Origin of the sequence: Nocardioides secundeburneus (genome assembly GCF_039939255.1) — a bacterium.
In the GTDB taxonomy this organism is placed as follows: domain Bacteria; phylum Actinomycetota; class Actinomycetes; order Propionibacteriales; family Nocardioidaceae; genus Nocardioides.
In genome coordinates this window covers 37,392-49,597 of the sequence record NZ_JBDUUE010000001.1, presented here as the reverse complement: position 1 = coordinate 49,597, position 12,206 = coordinate 37,392, and the positions used below count along the sequence as shown (strand labels likewise).

Annotated in this window: 12 protein-coding genes; 9 read left to right on the top strand and 3 right to left on the bottom strand. The window is 73.4% G+C overall.

Going from position 1 to position 12,206, the window contains the following annotated elements:
• Positions 1–128: 128 nt before the first annotated feature.
• On the bottom strand, positions 129–1,442 hold the full coding sequence (locus ABFT23_RS00225) for a choice-of-anchor P family protein (RefSeq protein ID WP_347891702.1): 1,314 nt from the start codon (positions 1,440–1,442) through the stop codon (positions 129–131).
• 229 nt (positions 1,443–1,671) lie between these two features.
• On the opposite strand from ABFT23_RS00225, the gene hutH reads away from it, so the two are divergent.
• The 7 genes from hutH to ABFT23_RS00190 all read left to right on the top strand — a co-directional run bounded on the left by hutH (position 1,672) and on the right by ABFT23_RS00190 (position 8,996).
• Complete coding sequence (gene hutH / locus ABFT23_RS00220) at positions 1,672–3,240, top strand: histidine ammonia-lyase (RefSeq protein ID WP_347891700.1); 1,569 nt, start codon at positions 1,672–1,674, stop codon at positions 3,238–3,240.
• Positions 3,237–4,892, top strand: coding sequence for a urocanate hydratase (gene hutU, locus ABFT23_RS00215; protein WP_347891699.1), 1,656 nt, complete (start codon positions 3,237–3,239; stop codon positions 4,890–4,892). Before hutH ends, hutU begins: the two co-directional genes overlap by 4 nt.
• A 1-nt stretch (position 4,893) precedes the next feature.
• Positions 4,894–5,268 carry a TOBE domain-containing protein gene (locus ABFT23_RS00210; RefSeq protein ID WP_347891698.1) on the top strand — a complete coding sequence of 125 codons (375 nt, stop codon included), beginning with the start codon at positions 4,894–4,896 and terminating at the stop codon, positions 5,266–5,268.
• 72 nt (positions 5,269–5,340) lie between these two features.
• Positions 5,341–6,108 (top strand): molybdate ABC transporter substrate-binding protein, encoded by a 768-nt coding sequence (modA, locus tag ABFT23_RS00205; protein WP_347891696.1) that lies wholly within the window; start codon positions 5,341–5,343, stop codon positions 6,106–6,108.
• A gap of 10 nt (positions 6,109–6,118) precedes the next feature.
• Entirely contained in the window at positions 6,119–6,916 is a 798-nt protein-coding gene (locus tag ABFT23_RS00200; RefSeq protein ID WP_347891694.1) for an ABC transporter permease, read from the top strand.
• Positions 6,913–7,968: a sulfate/molybdate ABC transporter ATP-binding protein gene (locus ABFT23_RS00195; protein ID WP_347891692.1), complete on the top strand. Its 1,056-nt coding sequence runs from the start codon at positions 6,913–6,915 to the stop codon at positions 7,966–7,968. The genes ABFT23_RS00200 and ABFT23_RS00195 overlap by 4 nt, the downstream gene beginning before the upstream one ends.
• A 14-nt stretch (positions 7,969–7,982) precedes the next feature.
• Positions 7,983–8,996, top strand: a complete 1,014-nt coding sequence (locus tag ABFT23_RS00190) for a M48 family metallopeptidase (protein WP_347891690.1) — start codon at positions 7,983–7,985, stop codon at positions 8,994–8,996.
• A 4-nt stretch (positions 8,997–9,000) separates the two neighbouring features.
• On the opposite strand, the gene ABFT23_RS00185 is transcribed toward ABFT23_RS00190, so the two are convergent.
• Positions 9,001–9,753 (bottom strand): hypothetical protein, encoded by a 753-nt coding sequence (locus ABFT23_RS00185; RefSeq protein WP_347891689.1) that lies wholly within the window; start codon positions 9,751–9,753, stop codon positions 9,001–9,003.
• A 59-nt stretch (positions 9,754–9,812) separates the two neighbouring features.
• Here ABFT23_RS00185 and ABFT23_RS00180 point away from each other — a divergent pair, with 59 nt between their 5' ends.
• Both ABFT23_RS00180 and ABFT23_RS00175 read left to right on the top strand, forming a co-directional pair.
• Positions 9,813–10,712, top strand: coding sequence for an amidohydrolase family protein (locus tag ABFT23_RS00180; RefSeq protein WP_347891688.1), 900 nt, complete (start codon positions 9,813–9,815; stop codon positions 10,710–10,712).
• A 41-nt stretch (positions 10,713–10,753) separates the two neighbouring features.
• Positions 10,754–11,254 (top strand): cysteine dioxygenase, encoded by a 501-nt coding sequence (locus tag ABFT23_RS00175; RefSeq protein ID WP_347891686.1) that lies wholly within the window; start codon positions 10,754–10,756, stop codon positions 11,252–11,254.
• 180 nt (positions 11,255–11,434) lie between these two features.
• Here ABFT23_RS00175 and ABFT23_RS00170 read toward each other — a convergent pair whose 3' ends face one another.
• Complete coding sequence (locus ABFT23_RS00170) at positions 11,435–12,139, bottom strand: SDR family oxidoreductase (RefSeq protein ID WP_347891684.1); 705 nt, start codon at positions 12,137–12,139, stop codon at positions 11,435–11,437.
• Positions 12,140–12,206 lie beyond the last annotated feature (67 nt).

The window sequence follows — 12,206 nt, the reverse complement described above, 5'->3', positions numbered from 1 at the left end:
CCGGAGCACGAGGAGGGTGATCGACGTCACCCTAGGACGTCTCGGCACCGTGCGGTGGAAAACGCGCATCGCCCGGTCCTGTCGGACCGGGCGATGCTGACCGGCCGGAGCCGGCGGTGGGGCGAGCGCTACTTCTTCGTCTTCTTCTTCGGCGGCGCCTTCACGCCCTGACCGATGCCGGCGTCGGCGATGCCGAGGTCGATCACGGCACCGGTGCCGTCGAGCACCGTGATGCGCAGACCGACGACGCGGAGACCGTCGGCCCGCTTGAACTCGAGCCCGTCCTCGAGCTTGACGAGGCCGGGGATCTCGAGCTTGCCGATCTTGGGGATGCGGACGACCTGGCCGTTGATGGTGATCTCGGCGATCGTGCTGCCCGCGCTGCTGCGGGTGGTCGTGCCCCGGTCGCGGGTGACGGTGGCGACGCCGACGATGCCCTTGACCCGCACCTTGCCGTCGAGCAGCGACACGTCGGCGACGCGACCGGCGGTGGTCGCCTTGGCCACCGCGGGCCGGTTGGTGGTGATGAGGCCGGACGAGACGCCCTCGACGTTGCCGAGCGTGCTGAGGTCGACGCCGGCGATGCTGCGGATGACGGGCTTGCCGAGGGTGCCCTGGCAGGGCATGAGCGTGAGGGCCTGGCGGCCGATGCTCAGGTTGTCGGCGAGGCCGCGTGCCTCGACACCGGCGGCATAGCCGCGGAAGATGCCCTGCTTGATGTTGCCGTCGATGCGCGCCCGCGTGGGGGCGACGCGGGCGCGGGTCTTCAGCGGGATGACCTGGATGTCGAGCGCGGTGGCGCGCTGCTCGGCCCCGGCCTTGGTGACCCTGGAGATCTTCTCGCCGATGGCGATCCGCACGAGACCGGGCACGAGCAGCGGGCGGCCCGGGGTCGGGATCGGCAGCGTCACGGCCGGTCGGTCGGCCAGCTTGAGCACGATCTTCGCGATCCTGGTCGTCGAGCTGGTGCCGTAGCGCCCGTTGTTGTTGAACGCACGGCTGAGCGAGGTCAGGCCCTCGATCTCGAGGCTGCCGATGGCATTCTGCGCCAGCACGAGCCGGGCGATCTTGTGCTCGGCGTTGCTGGCGACCAGGTTGCCGCGCTTCTCGGTCCACACCCGCGTCGAGACGCCCTCCAGGCGGCCGAGGCCGGGCAGGGTCAGGGCGGCGATCACGTTGGTCTTGTCGCGGTTGGCCTTGTTGTTGCACCCGATCGACTGGGCCGAGGTCGGGGCGGAGTTGACCGGCACCATGCCGCCGGAGACGTTGGTGCCGGCGGCGATCGCGGAGAGCGCGAACTTGGTCCGGACGAGGGGCGCCTTCTTGGCCGGCGCCGCCTGGACGGCGACCCCGGCGCCCACGGGCGCGGCGGTGGAGGTGGCTGGCATCTGACTGGCGCACAGGACGGCGGCAGCGACGGCGATGGGGAGTACGCGACGCATCTGAGGGGGCTCCTAGGAGGGGGGAGGGGAGGGGTCGGCCCCGAGACCGAAGACTGCAGTGACGCGGCCGTACCCGGGGCGTCGAGCGAGCATGAGGTGGTCTAGTCGTCAATTTGTCGGGCCGGTGCTCGGGATGCTAGGCGTGATCCCGCCCGGTCGTGCGGTTTCGCCCACACCGGACGCCGCACCCGGTACACGTCATCCCGACGGGTGAGCGTTTGATAACGCCATGACCCCTCAGCCCGTGATCGTCGGCATCGGCGCCGTCGTCCCGTCCGACCTCGTCGCCGTGGCCCGCCACGGTGCTCCCGTCGTCCTCGCCGACGACGCGCTCGCGGCCGTCGACCGCGCCCGCGCCGTCGTCGAGCGTCTCGCCTCGGCCGCGACGCCGACCTACGGCGTCTCGACCGGGTTCGGCGCGCTGGCCACCAGGCACATCGAGCCCGACCTCCGTGCGCGTCTGCAGCGCTCGCTGGTGCGCTCGCACGCCGCGGGGTCGGGGCCGGAGGTCGAGCGCGAGGTGGTGCGGGCCCTGATGCTGCTGCGTCTGTCGACCCTCGCGACCGGGCGCACCGGCGTCCGCCGCGAGACCGCCGAGCTGCTCGCGGCGCTGCTCAGCCACGGCATCACCCCGGTCGTGCACGAGTACGGCTCGCTGGGCTGCTCGGGCGACCTCGCGCCGCTCTCGCACTGCGCGCTGGCGCTGATCGGCGAGGGTCCGGTGCGCGACGCCGACGGCGTGCTCCGCGACGCCGGCGAGGCCCTGGCGGCCGCCGGGCTCGCCCCCGTCGAGCTCGGCGCGAAGGAGGGGCTCGCCCTCATCAACGGCACCGACGGCATGCTCGGCATGCTGGTGCTCGCCCTGGCCGACCTCCAGGTCCTGCTCCGCACCGCCGACGTCGCCGCGGCCATGTCGGTCGAGGCGCTGCTCGGCACCGACCGGGTGTTCGCCGCCGACCTCCAGGCCCTGCGCCCCCACCCGGGCCAGGCGTCGTCGGCGGCCAACCTGGTGCGGCTGCTCGCCGACTCCGGCGTCGTGGCCTCGCACCGCGGACCCGACTGCAACCGCGTGCAGGACGCCTACTCGCTGCGCTGCGCCCCCCAGGTGCACGGGGCGGCGCGCGACACCGTCGACCACGCGGCGCTCGTCGCCGGGCGCGAGCTGGCCTCGGCCGTCGACAACCCGGTGGTGGTCGACCTCGACGGCGGTGTCGACGGACAGGGCCGGGTGGAGAGCAACGGCAACTTCCACGGCGCGCCCGTCGGCTACGTGCTCGACTTCCTGGCCATCGCCGCCGCCGACGTCGCCTCGATGAGCGAGCGGCGCACCGACCGGTTCCTCGACAAGGCCCGCAACCACGGGCTCCCGCCGTTCCTGGCCGACGACCCCGGCGTCGACAGCGGCCTGATGATCGCCCAGTACACCGCGGCCGGCATCGTCTCCGACCTCAAGCGGCTCGCCGTGCCGGCCTCGGTCGACTCGATCCCCTCCAGCGCCATGCAGGAGGACCACGTCTCGATGGGCTGGTCGGCCGCTCGCAAGCTGCGCCGTGCGGTCGACGGACTCACCCGCGTCGTCGCCATCGAGCTGATGACGGCGGCGCGGGGCCTCGAGCTGCGGGCGCCGCTCACGCCGGCGCCGGCCACGGCGTCCGTCGTCGCGCTCCTGCGCGAGCACGGCGTCTCGGCGCCGGGTCCCGACCGACACCTCGCCCCCGAGATCGAGGCGGCCGTGGGGCTGGTGGCCTCGGGTGCCGTCGTGAAGGCTGTCGAGGACACGATCGGAGAGCTCTCATGAACGACCGACTGCCCATCCGCGCCGCCCGCGGCACCGACCTCACCGCCCGCTCGTGGCAGACCGAGGCGCCGTTGCGGATGTTGATGAACAACCTCGACCCCGACAACGCCGAGCGCCCGGAGGACCTCGTGGTCTACGGCGGCACCGGCAAGGCCGCGCGCGACTGGCCGTCGTACGACGCGCTGGTGCGCACGCTCACCACGCTCGCCGACGACGAGACCATGCTGGTGCAGTCGGGGCGACCGGTCGGCGTCATGAAGACGCACCCGTGGTCGCCGCGGGTGCTCATCGCCAACTCCAACCTGGTGGGCGACTGGGCGAACTGGGAGGAGTTCCGCCGACTGGAGGACCTCGGCCTCACGATGTACGGCCAGATGACCGCCGGGTCGTGGATCTACATCGGCACCCAGGGCATCCTCCAGGGCACCTTCGAGACCTTCGCCGCGGTCGCCGACAAGCGGTTCGGCGGCACGCTGGCCGGCACGATCACGCTCACCGCGGGCCTGGGCGGCATGGGTGGCGCGCAGCCGCTCGCGGTCACGATGAACGACGGTGTCGCGATCTGCGTCGACGTCGACCAGGAGCGCATCACCCGCCGCATCGAGCACCGCTACCTCGACGAGCAGGCCGACGACCTCGACGACGCCCTGCGGCGCGCGGTCGCGGCGCGCGACGCCCGGCGTCCGCTCTCGATCGGGCTGCTCGGCAACGCCGCGGAGGTGTTCCCGCGGCTGCTCGAGCTGAAGGCGCCCATCGACGTCGTCACCGACCAGACCTCGGCGCACGACCCGCTCAGCTACCTCCCGGTCGGGGTCTCGGTCGCCGACTGGAAGGACGCCGCCGACCGCGACCCCGACGGCTTCACCAAGGACGCCCAGGCCTCCATGGCCGCGCACGTGCGGGCCATGGTCGAGTTCCAGGACGCCGGCGCCGAGGTCTTCGACTACGGCAACTCGATCCGCGACGAGGCCCGCAAGGGCGGCTACGACCGGGCCTTCGAGTTCCCCGGGTTCGTGCCGGCCTACATCCGCCCGCTGTTCTGCGAGGGCCGCGGCCCGTTCCGCTGGGCGGCGCTCAGCGGCGACCCGGCCGACATCGCGGCCACCGACCGGGCGATCCTCGAGCTGTTCCCCGACGACGAGCGCCTGCACCGGTGGATCACGATGGCCGGCGAGCGGGTCGCCTTCCAGGGGCTGCCGGCCCGCATCTGCTGGCTCGGCTACGGCGAGCGCCACCTGGCCGGGTTGCGGTTCAACGAGATGGTCGCCAGCGGCGAGCTCACGGCGCCGGTCGTCATCGGGCGCGACCACCTCGACTGCGGCTCGGTCGCCTCCCCCTACCGCGAGACCGAGAGCATGCTCGACGGCTCCGACGCCATCGCCGACTGGGCGCTGCTCAACGCGCTCGTCAACACCGCCTCCGGCGCCACCTGGGTCTCGTTCCACCACGGCGGCGGCGTCGGCATCGGCCGCTCGCTGCACGCCGGCCAGGTGTGCGTCGCCGACGGCACGGCACTGGCCGCCGAGAAGCTCGAGCGGGTGCTGACCAACGACCCCGGCATGGGCGTCATCCGCCACGTCGACGCCGGCTACGAGCGCGCGGCCGACGTCGCCGCCGAGCGCGGCGTGCGCGTGCCGATGCGGGAGGCCTGAGGTGGCCGACTACCTGCGCATCGGCGAGGTCGCGTCGGCGCTCGGCGTCAGCGTCGACACGCTGCGGCGCTGGGAGGCCGACGGGCGCGTGGAGTTCGAGCGGCAGCGCGGCCAGCGGGTGCTGCGGGCCGACCGGCTGGCCGAGCTGCTGCGCCAGCACGCGCCGTCCACGCGGTCGAGCAGCGCGCGCAACCGCATGGCGGGCATCGTGGTCTCGGTGAAGAAGGACGCGGTGATGGCGCAGGTCGAGCTCGCCTGCGGCGACTACCGCATCGTGTCGCTGATGAGTCGTGAGGCGGCCGACGAGCTCGGCCTCGAGCCCGGCTCGCCGGCCACGGCCGTGGTCAAGGCGACCACCGTGATCGTGGAGCGGTAGAGGTGCACGCCTAGGAAGTTCCTAGGGCATGATGTCTGCACCCCCGCCTCCTCCGATGTGGAAGGCCGCACCGTGCGCCGTCTCCTGATGATCCCCGCCCTCGTCCTGCTCGCCCCTGGCCTCGTCGCGTGCGGAGGTGACGACGACGGCGACGGCTCCAGCGGCGACGGCACCACCCTCACCGTCTATGCCGCGGCCTCGCTCACCTCGACCTTCGAGGAGCTGGCCGAGCGGTTCGAAGCCGACCACGAGGGCGTCGACGTCGTGCTGGAGTTCGGCGGCTCCTCCGACCTCGTGGAGCAGATCATCAACGGCGCCGACGCCGACGTGTTCGCCTCGGCCGACACCAAGAACATGGACAAGCTCACCGCGGAGGACCTCCAGGGCCAGGACCCCCAGGACTTCGCCACCAACACCCTCGAGATCGCCGTACCGCCGGGCAACCCGGCCGGCGTCACCTCGCTGCAGGACCTCGCCGGCGACCTCGACCTCGTCATCTGCGCCCCCGAGGTGCCGTGCGGCGCGGCCACGCAGACCGTGGCCGAGGCTGCCAGCATCACCCTCGACCCGGCGAGCGAGGAGCAGTCGGTCACCGACGTGCTCGGCAAGATCACCTCGGGCCAGGGCGACGCCGGCCTCGTCTACGTCACCGACGTGATCGCCGCGGGCGACACCGTCGAGGGCATCGAGTTCCCCGAGTCCGCCGACGCCGTCAACACCTACCCGATCGCCACCGTGAAGGACGGCGACGCCGGCGACCTCGCCCAGGAGTGGGTCGACCTGGTGCTGGGCCCCGACGGTCAGCAGGTGCTGAGCGCCGCGGGGTTCGGCGCCCCGTAGGGTCGCGAGGGTGACGTCGCGACCCGGCCCTCGACCGGTCGGGCTGCCGCGCTGGGTCGTCGTGCCGGCGGTCGTCGGCACGCTGTTCGTCGTGGTGCCCCTGGCGGCGTTGGTCGCGCAGGTGGAGTGGTCGGACTTCTGGGGCCTAATCACCTCCGAGTCGTCGCTGTCGGCGCTCGCGCTGAGCCTGCGCACCTCGGCGGTGAGCGCGCTGGTGTGCGTGCTGCTCGGGGTGCCGATGGCGCTCGTCCTGGCCCGAACCAGGTTCCCCGGACAGGCCGTCCTGCGATCCCTGGTGCTGCTGCCGATGGTCCTGCCGCCCGTGGTCGGCGGCCTCGCACTGCTCTACACCTTCGGCAAGCGCGGCCTGATCGGCGAGACCTTCGAGGTGGTCGGCGAGGAGGTCGCCTTCTCCACCCTGGCTGTCGTGATGGCGCAGGTGTTCGTGTCGATGCCGTTCCTCGTCGTGAGCCTCGAGGGCGCGCTTCGGGTGGCGGGCGAGCGCTACGAGGTGGTCGCCGCATCGCTCGGCGCACGCCCCACGACGGTGCTGCTGCGGGTCACCCTGCCCCTGGCCGTGCCCGGTCTGATCTCCGGCGCGGTGCTCGCCTTCGCCCGCTCGCTCGGCGAGTTCGGAGCCACGATCACCTTTGCCGGCAGCCGGGAGGGCGTCACCCGCACCCTGCCGCTCGAGATCTACCTGCAGCGCTTCGACGACCCCGACGCCGCCATCGCGCTCTCGCTCGTGCTCGTCGTGGTCGCCGTCCTGGTGATCGGGCTGACCCGGCAGCGGAGCGGGGCCCTGTGAGCCTGTCCGTCTCCTTCACGGTCGCCGAGCGCGACGTCGAGGTGAGCCTCGACGTCGCCGCCGGCGAGACCGTCGCGCTGCTCGGGCCCAACGGGGCCGGCAAGTCGACCGTGCTGAACGTGGTGGCAGGGCTGCTGCGCCCCGACCGGGGCCGGGTCGAGCTGGCCGGGCGCACGCTCACGTCGGTGGGCCGGCCCGGACGACGGGTCGACGTCGCACCGCACCGGCGCCGGGTCGCCCTGCTGGCGCAGGAGCCGTTGCTGTTCCCGCACCTCAGCGCCCTCGACAACGTCGCGTTCGGGCCGCGCAGCGCCGGCGTCGGGCGGGCCGCGGCGCGACGGCGCGCCCAGGAGCTGCTCGACGAGGTCGGCATCGGCGAGCTCGGCGACCGCCGTCCGCGGCAGGTCTCGGGTGGTCAGGCCCAGCGGGCCGCCGTCGCGCGCGCTCTCGCCGCCGACCCCGACCTGCTCCTGCTCGACGAGCCCATGGCCGCGCTCGACATCGCCGTCGCGCCGGCGCTGCGACAGACGCTGCGACGGGTGCTCGCCGAACGCACCTGTGTCGTCGTCACCCACGACGTGCTCGACGCGCTGCTGCTGGCCGATCGCGTGCTCGTGCTCGACGGCGGCCGCGTCGTCGAGGCCGGCGCCAGCCGCGACGTGCTCACCCGTCCCCGCAGCGCGTTCGCGGCCCGCCTCGCCGGGCTCAACCTGGTCGTCGGCCGGTGGCGCGACGGCGCCGTCACGCTCGACGACGGCGGCGCCGTCGCGGGACAGGGCGTCGGCGAGGCCCCGGCTGACGGCGCGCCGGCGATCGCGGTCTTCCGGCCCACCGCGGTCGCGGTCTACCCCGAGGCCCCGCACGGCAGCCCGCGCAACGTGGTCCCGGTCGTCATCGAGCAGGTCGAGCCGCTCGGCGACCTGGTGCGGGTGCGGGCCGGCGACCTCGGTGCCGACGTGACGCCGCAGGCGGCCGCCGAGCTCGAGCTGGTGCCGGGGGCGCGCGGCTTCTTCGTGGTCAAGGCGACGGAGGTCGAGGTCTACGGGGCGTGACGTACGGTGACCGCGTGATCCCGGAGAAGCCGCGCATGCCGCTCACCGACATCAGCTCGCGGGCCTGGGAGCACCCGGCCGACCGCGGCGCGCTGGTCGCCCTGCGCCGGCTCAAGGGCTTCGACACCGTGCTCAAGGCGATCTCGGGCATGGTCAACGAGCGCACCACGCGCCTGCTGTTCCTCGGCACCGCCGTGCGGGTCGACGAGCGGCAGTTCCCGTCGCTGCACTACCTGCTGCGCGACGCCGCCCGCGTGCTCGACACCGACGACGTCCCGGAGATGTTCGTGCGCGCCGACCCGACTCTCAACGCGTTCACCATCGGCCTCGACAAGCCGATCATCGTGCTCAACTCGGGCCTGGTCGACCTGCTCCAGGAGGACGAGCTGCGCTTCGTCGTCGGCCACGAGCTCGGCCACGCGCTCAGCGGCCACGCCGTCTACCGCACCCTGCTGATGCGGCTGATCAACATGACCGGCGTGCTCGGCTCGGTCCCGCTCGGCGGGCTCGGCATCCGGGCCATCATCGCGGCCCTCTACGAGTGGCAGCGCAAGTCCGAGCTGTCGGCCGACCGGGCCGGCCTGCTCACCACGCAGGACCCCTCGGCGGCCATCCGCACCCACATGCAGATGGCGAGCGGCGGCCTGGTCGGCGAGCTCGACCTCACGACCTTCATGGCCCAGGGCCGCGAGTACCTCGACAGCGGTGACCTGCGCGACTCGGTGCTGAAGCTGATGCTCGTCGAGCGCACCACCCACCCGTTCGCCGTCGTCCGGGCCGCCGAGCTGCGAGCCTGGGTCGACTCCGGTGAGTACGCCACCATCCTCGGCGGCGCCTACTCGCGCCGCACAGACGACGCCCACGCCGGCGTCACCGACGCCGCCAAGGACGCCGCCCAGTCCTACTCGAGTGCGTTCGAGGCCTCGCAGGATGCTCTCGGCAAGCTGGTGCACGACGTCGCCGGGGTCGCCGGCAGCGCGAAACTGTGGCTCGACGAGCGGTTCGGGCGCGGCGGGTCGACGCTCTAGGGCATCAGCGGCGCCGTCTCTTGCGGGGCGGCTCGACGGTCCACAGCGTCGGTACGTCGGCGACCACCCAGCAGGCCCCGGCGACGACGTTGCCCGGCCGCGGCGCGACGGCGGTCGACGAGGCCGCGAGACACACTGTCGCCTCGAATCCGACGGTGCGCACCCGTGCGACGTGGAAGTCCTGCCCGGTGGCCTTGTTGGTCTGCGTCGTGGCCTCGAGGACGACGCCCGCCAGGTGGGCCGTCGGCTCGGCGGCGTCCTGGCTGCCGAAGAGCCCGTAGGACAGGAACGACTCGGCCCCGAAGCGCTGGTCGCCGCCGTCGAGCCGGCTGGCGTCGGAGGCCGCGAAGGCGGCCTCGTCGTCGTGCACCGCCATCTCGACGCCGAGCGCCACGAGCGAGGCGCGCAGCGGACCGCCGATCGTCGACCGCAGGTGACGGTGCTGCTCGAGGTCGGTGGCGAGTCGGGTGACCACCTCGTTGTCGTCGCCGAGCACGTCGGCTTGCACCACGGGGCCGAAGGGGCCCAGGTCGCCGAGCAGGGCGCCCGGACGGGCGTCGTAGGAGGGCACCAGGTCGAGAGTCTCGCCGTTCTCGTCGCGGACGACGACGACCCGGGCCCCGCTGAGGTCGGTGTAGCGCACCGACTCGACACCGGCGGTGCGCCCGGCGAGCGAGGAGGGCATCGACTCCAGGTGGGTGTTGAGCGCCTCGACGGAGTCGACGTCGAGGCCGAGGCAGGCGAGGGTGGACGGCATGTGCGACACGGTACGGCCCGCGTTAACAGAACTAAGTCAGTAGAGTTATAGTGGTCGACATGTCCCGTCTCGACGTGCACCAGCACGCGTGGCCCGACGCGCTCCTCGAGGAGCTGCGGCGTCGGTCGCGCGGCCCGCGCGTCGTCGGCGACCGGCTGCTCCTCGACGGCGAGCCGGAGTTCGTGATCGACCCCGCCGTCCACGTGCTCGCCGACCGTGCGAGGGCCGATGCCGCCGACGGCATCGACCGGGCCCTGCTGTCGCTGTCGAGCCCCCTCGGCATCGAGTCGCTGCCCCCCGACGAGGCCGCCCCGCTGCTCGACGCCTGGCACGGCCTCGCGGCCGAGGTCGGCCCCGCGCACGGGGTGTGGGCGTCGGTCAACCTCGTCGAGCCCGACCTCGACCCGCTGCGGGCGACCCTGGCGCACGACGCCGTCGTCGGGCTGCAGGTGCCGGCCACCGCCCTGCTCGACCCCGCGGCGCTCGATCGGCTCGCGCCGGTGCTCGACGTCGTCCAGGACGCCGACCTGCCGGTGCTCGTGCACCCCGGCCCGGCCCCGGCGTCCGACGTCGCCGTGCCCGGCTGGTGGCCGGCCCTGACGTCGTACACCGCCCAGCAGACCGCGGCCTGGTTCGCCTGGCACGTCGCCGGCCGCGCGCTGCTGCCGACGCTGCGCATCTGCTTCGTCGCGCTCGCCGGCCTCGCGCCGCTGCACCACGAGCGGCTCGCCGCCCGCGGCGGCACTTTCGGCGCCGTCGACCGCTTCGTCTTCTACGACACCTCGTCGTACGGCCACCGCGCCGTCGACGCCGTCGTGCGCGTCGTGGGGGTCGACCCGATCGTGCACGGTTCTGACCGGCCCTACGCCGAGCCCCACGACCCCGGTCTCGGCGAGGCCTTCAGCCACGCCCTGTTCGTCTCCAACCCCCATCACCTGCTGAACGGAGGAGTCCGATGACCGCCGTAGCCGTACCTTCCCCGACGGCGTGCGTCCTGAGCGTGGAGGAGCTGCCTGCCCTGCCGGGCCGCCAGCTCGACGCCGAGGAGCTGCGCGCCTGGGTGCGCGAGCTCGCTGCCCGGCCCGAGCTGTGGGAGCACCACGTGCACCACGAGCGAGCCGTCGACGCCGACGGCCGGCACTACGTGTCCCTCTACCGCGACGCCGACATCGACGTCTGGCTGTTGTGCTGGGACCTCCAGGACGACACCGGCTGGCACGACCACGACACGTCGTCCGGCGCCGTCGCGGTGACCCGCGGCGCCGTCACCGAGGCCCGCCCCCGACTGGGTGGCGACGCGGTCGTCTCGACCTTCACCAGCGGCGACACCCTCGCCTTCGGCCCCGACCACATCCACCGCATGGCCGGCGCGATCGACGGCTCGGTCTCCATCCACGCCTACTCGCCGCCGCTGTGGCGCATGGGTCAGTACGCCATCAGCGACTCCGGCGTGATGCGCCGGTTCTCGGTCAGCTACGCCGACGAGCTCCGGCCCATTTGAATGGCGCGAGCGGAGCTCGCGCGGCCGCGGCGCCTGAGCGAACGCGCCAGCCACCGTTTCGCGACGCCCCTGCTCGCTGGAGCTCGCATCGGGCGACGCGAAACGGCGTCCGGCGCGCCCGCGCGCCGCGGCGGGCAATGGTCGAGTGGGCTTGCTCGTGGTGATCGACGTCGTAGCCGGTCAGCGCGCGAGTGCGGCGACGGCGTCGGCGAGCGGGACGTCGCCCCCGACGAGCACGGCCTGGACGCCGATCGTGTGCGGGGCGTCGAGGACGGCGGCGACGACGGCCGCCACGTCGCCGCGGGTGACGTCGCCGTTGGTGTTGTCGGGGTCGGCCGAGCGGCCGGGGTCGTCGTGGGGGACGTCGGCGTCGGTGCCGAGCTTGACGCGACCGTCGGCGGGCTCGTCGACGAGGCGGCCCGGGCGGATGATCGTCCAGTCGAGCCCGGAGTCGCGGACGGCGGCGTCGGAGTCGCGCTTGGCGTCGACGTAGGCCCGCCAGACCGGGCTGACGTCGTCGGGCAGCGGCTCGTCGACGCCCCAGGCCGAGACCTGCACGTAGCGCCGGATACCGAGCCGCTGGGCGGCCTCGAGGGAGTGGAGGGTGCCGCCGAGGTCGACGGTCCTCTTGCGCTCGATGTTGCCGTCGGCGCCACCGCCGGCGCTGAACACGACGGCGTCGCAGCCCTCGAACGCGGCGACGAACTGCTCGACGTCGCCGGCCTCGATGTCGAGCAGGCGCACCTCGGCGCCGAGCCCCTCGAGCTCGTCGCGGTAGTCCTCGGTGCGCACGAGGGCGACCGGCGTGTGCCCGGCCGAGACGAGCTGCGGGTGGAGCTGGAGGGCCACGCGACCGTGGCCGCCGACGACGGCGATACGACTCATGTCGTCGACGCTACTGCGGCAGCCTCGCCCGACAAGCCCGTGTGGGGTGAGGCCGCCGGCGGCCAGG

What these genes read in the sequence shown, in the direction of transcription:
- hutU (WP_347891699.1), top strand. Translation starts at nt 3,237, where the DNA reads ATGAACGACCGACTGCCCATCCGCGCCGCCCGCGGCACCGACCTCACC.
- ABFT23_RS00225 (WP_347891702.1), bottom strand. Translation starts at nt 1,442, where the DNA reads ATGCGTCGCGTACTCCCCATCGCCGTCGCTGCCGCCGTCCTGTGCGCC.
- ABFT23_RS00185 (WP_347891689.1), bottom strand. Translation starts at nt 9,753, where the DNA reads ATGCCGTCCACCCTCGCCTGCCTCGGCCTCGACGTCGACTCCGTCGAG.
- ABFT23_RS00180 (WP_347891688.1), top strand. Translation starts at nt 9,813, where the DNA reads ATGTCCCGTCTCGACGTGCACCAGCACGCGTGGCCCGACGCGCTCCTC.
- ABFT23_RS00170 (WP_347891684.1), bottom strand. Translation starts at nt 12,139, where the DNA reads ATGAGTCGTATCGCCGTCGTCGGCGGCCACGGTCGCGTGGCCCTCCAG.
- hutH (WP_347891700.1), top strand. Translation starts at nt 1,672, where the DNA reads ATGACCCCTCAGCCCGTGATCGTCGGCATCGGCGCCGTCGTCCCGTCC.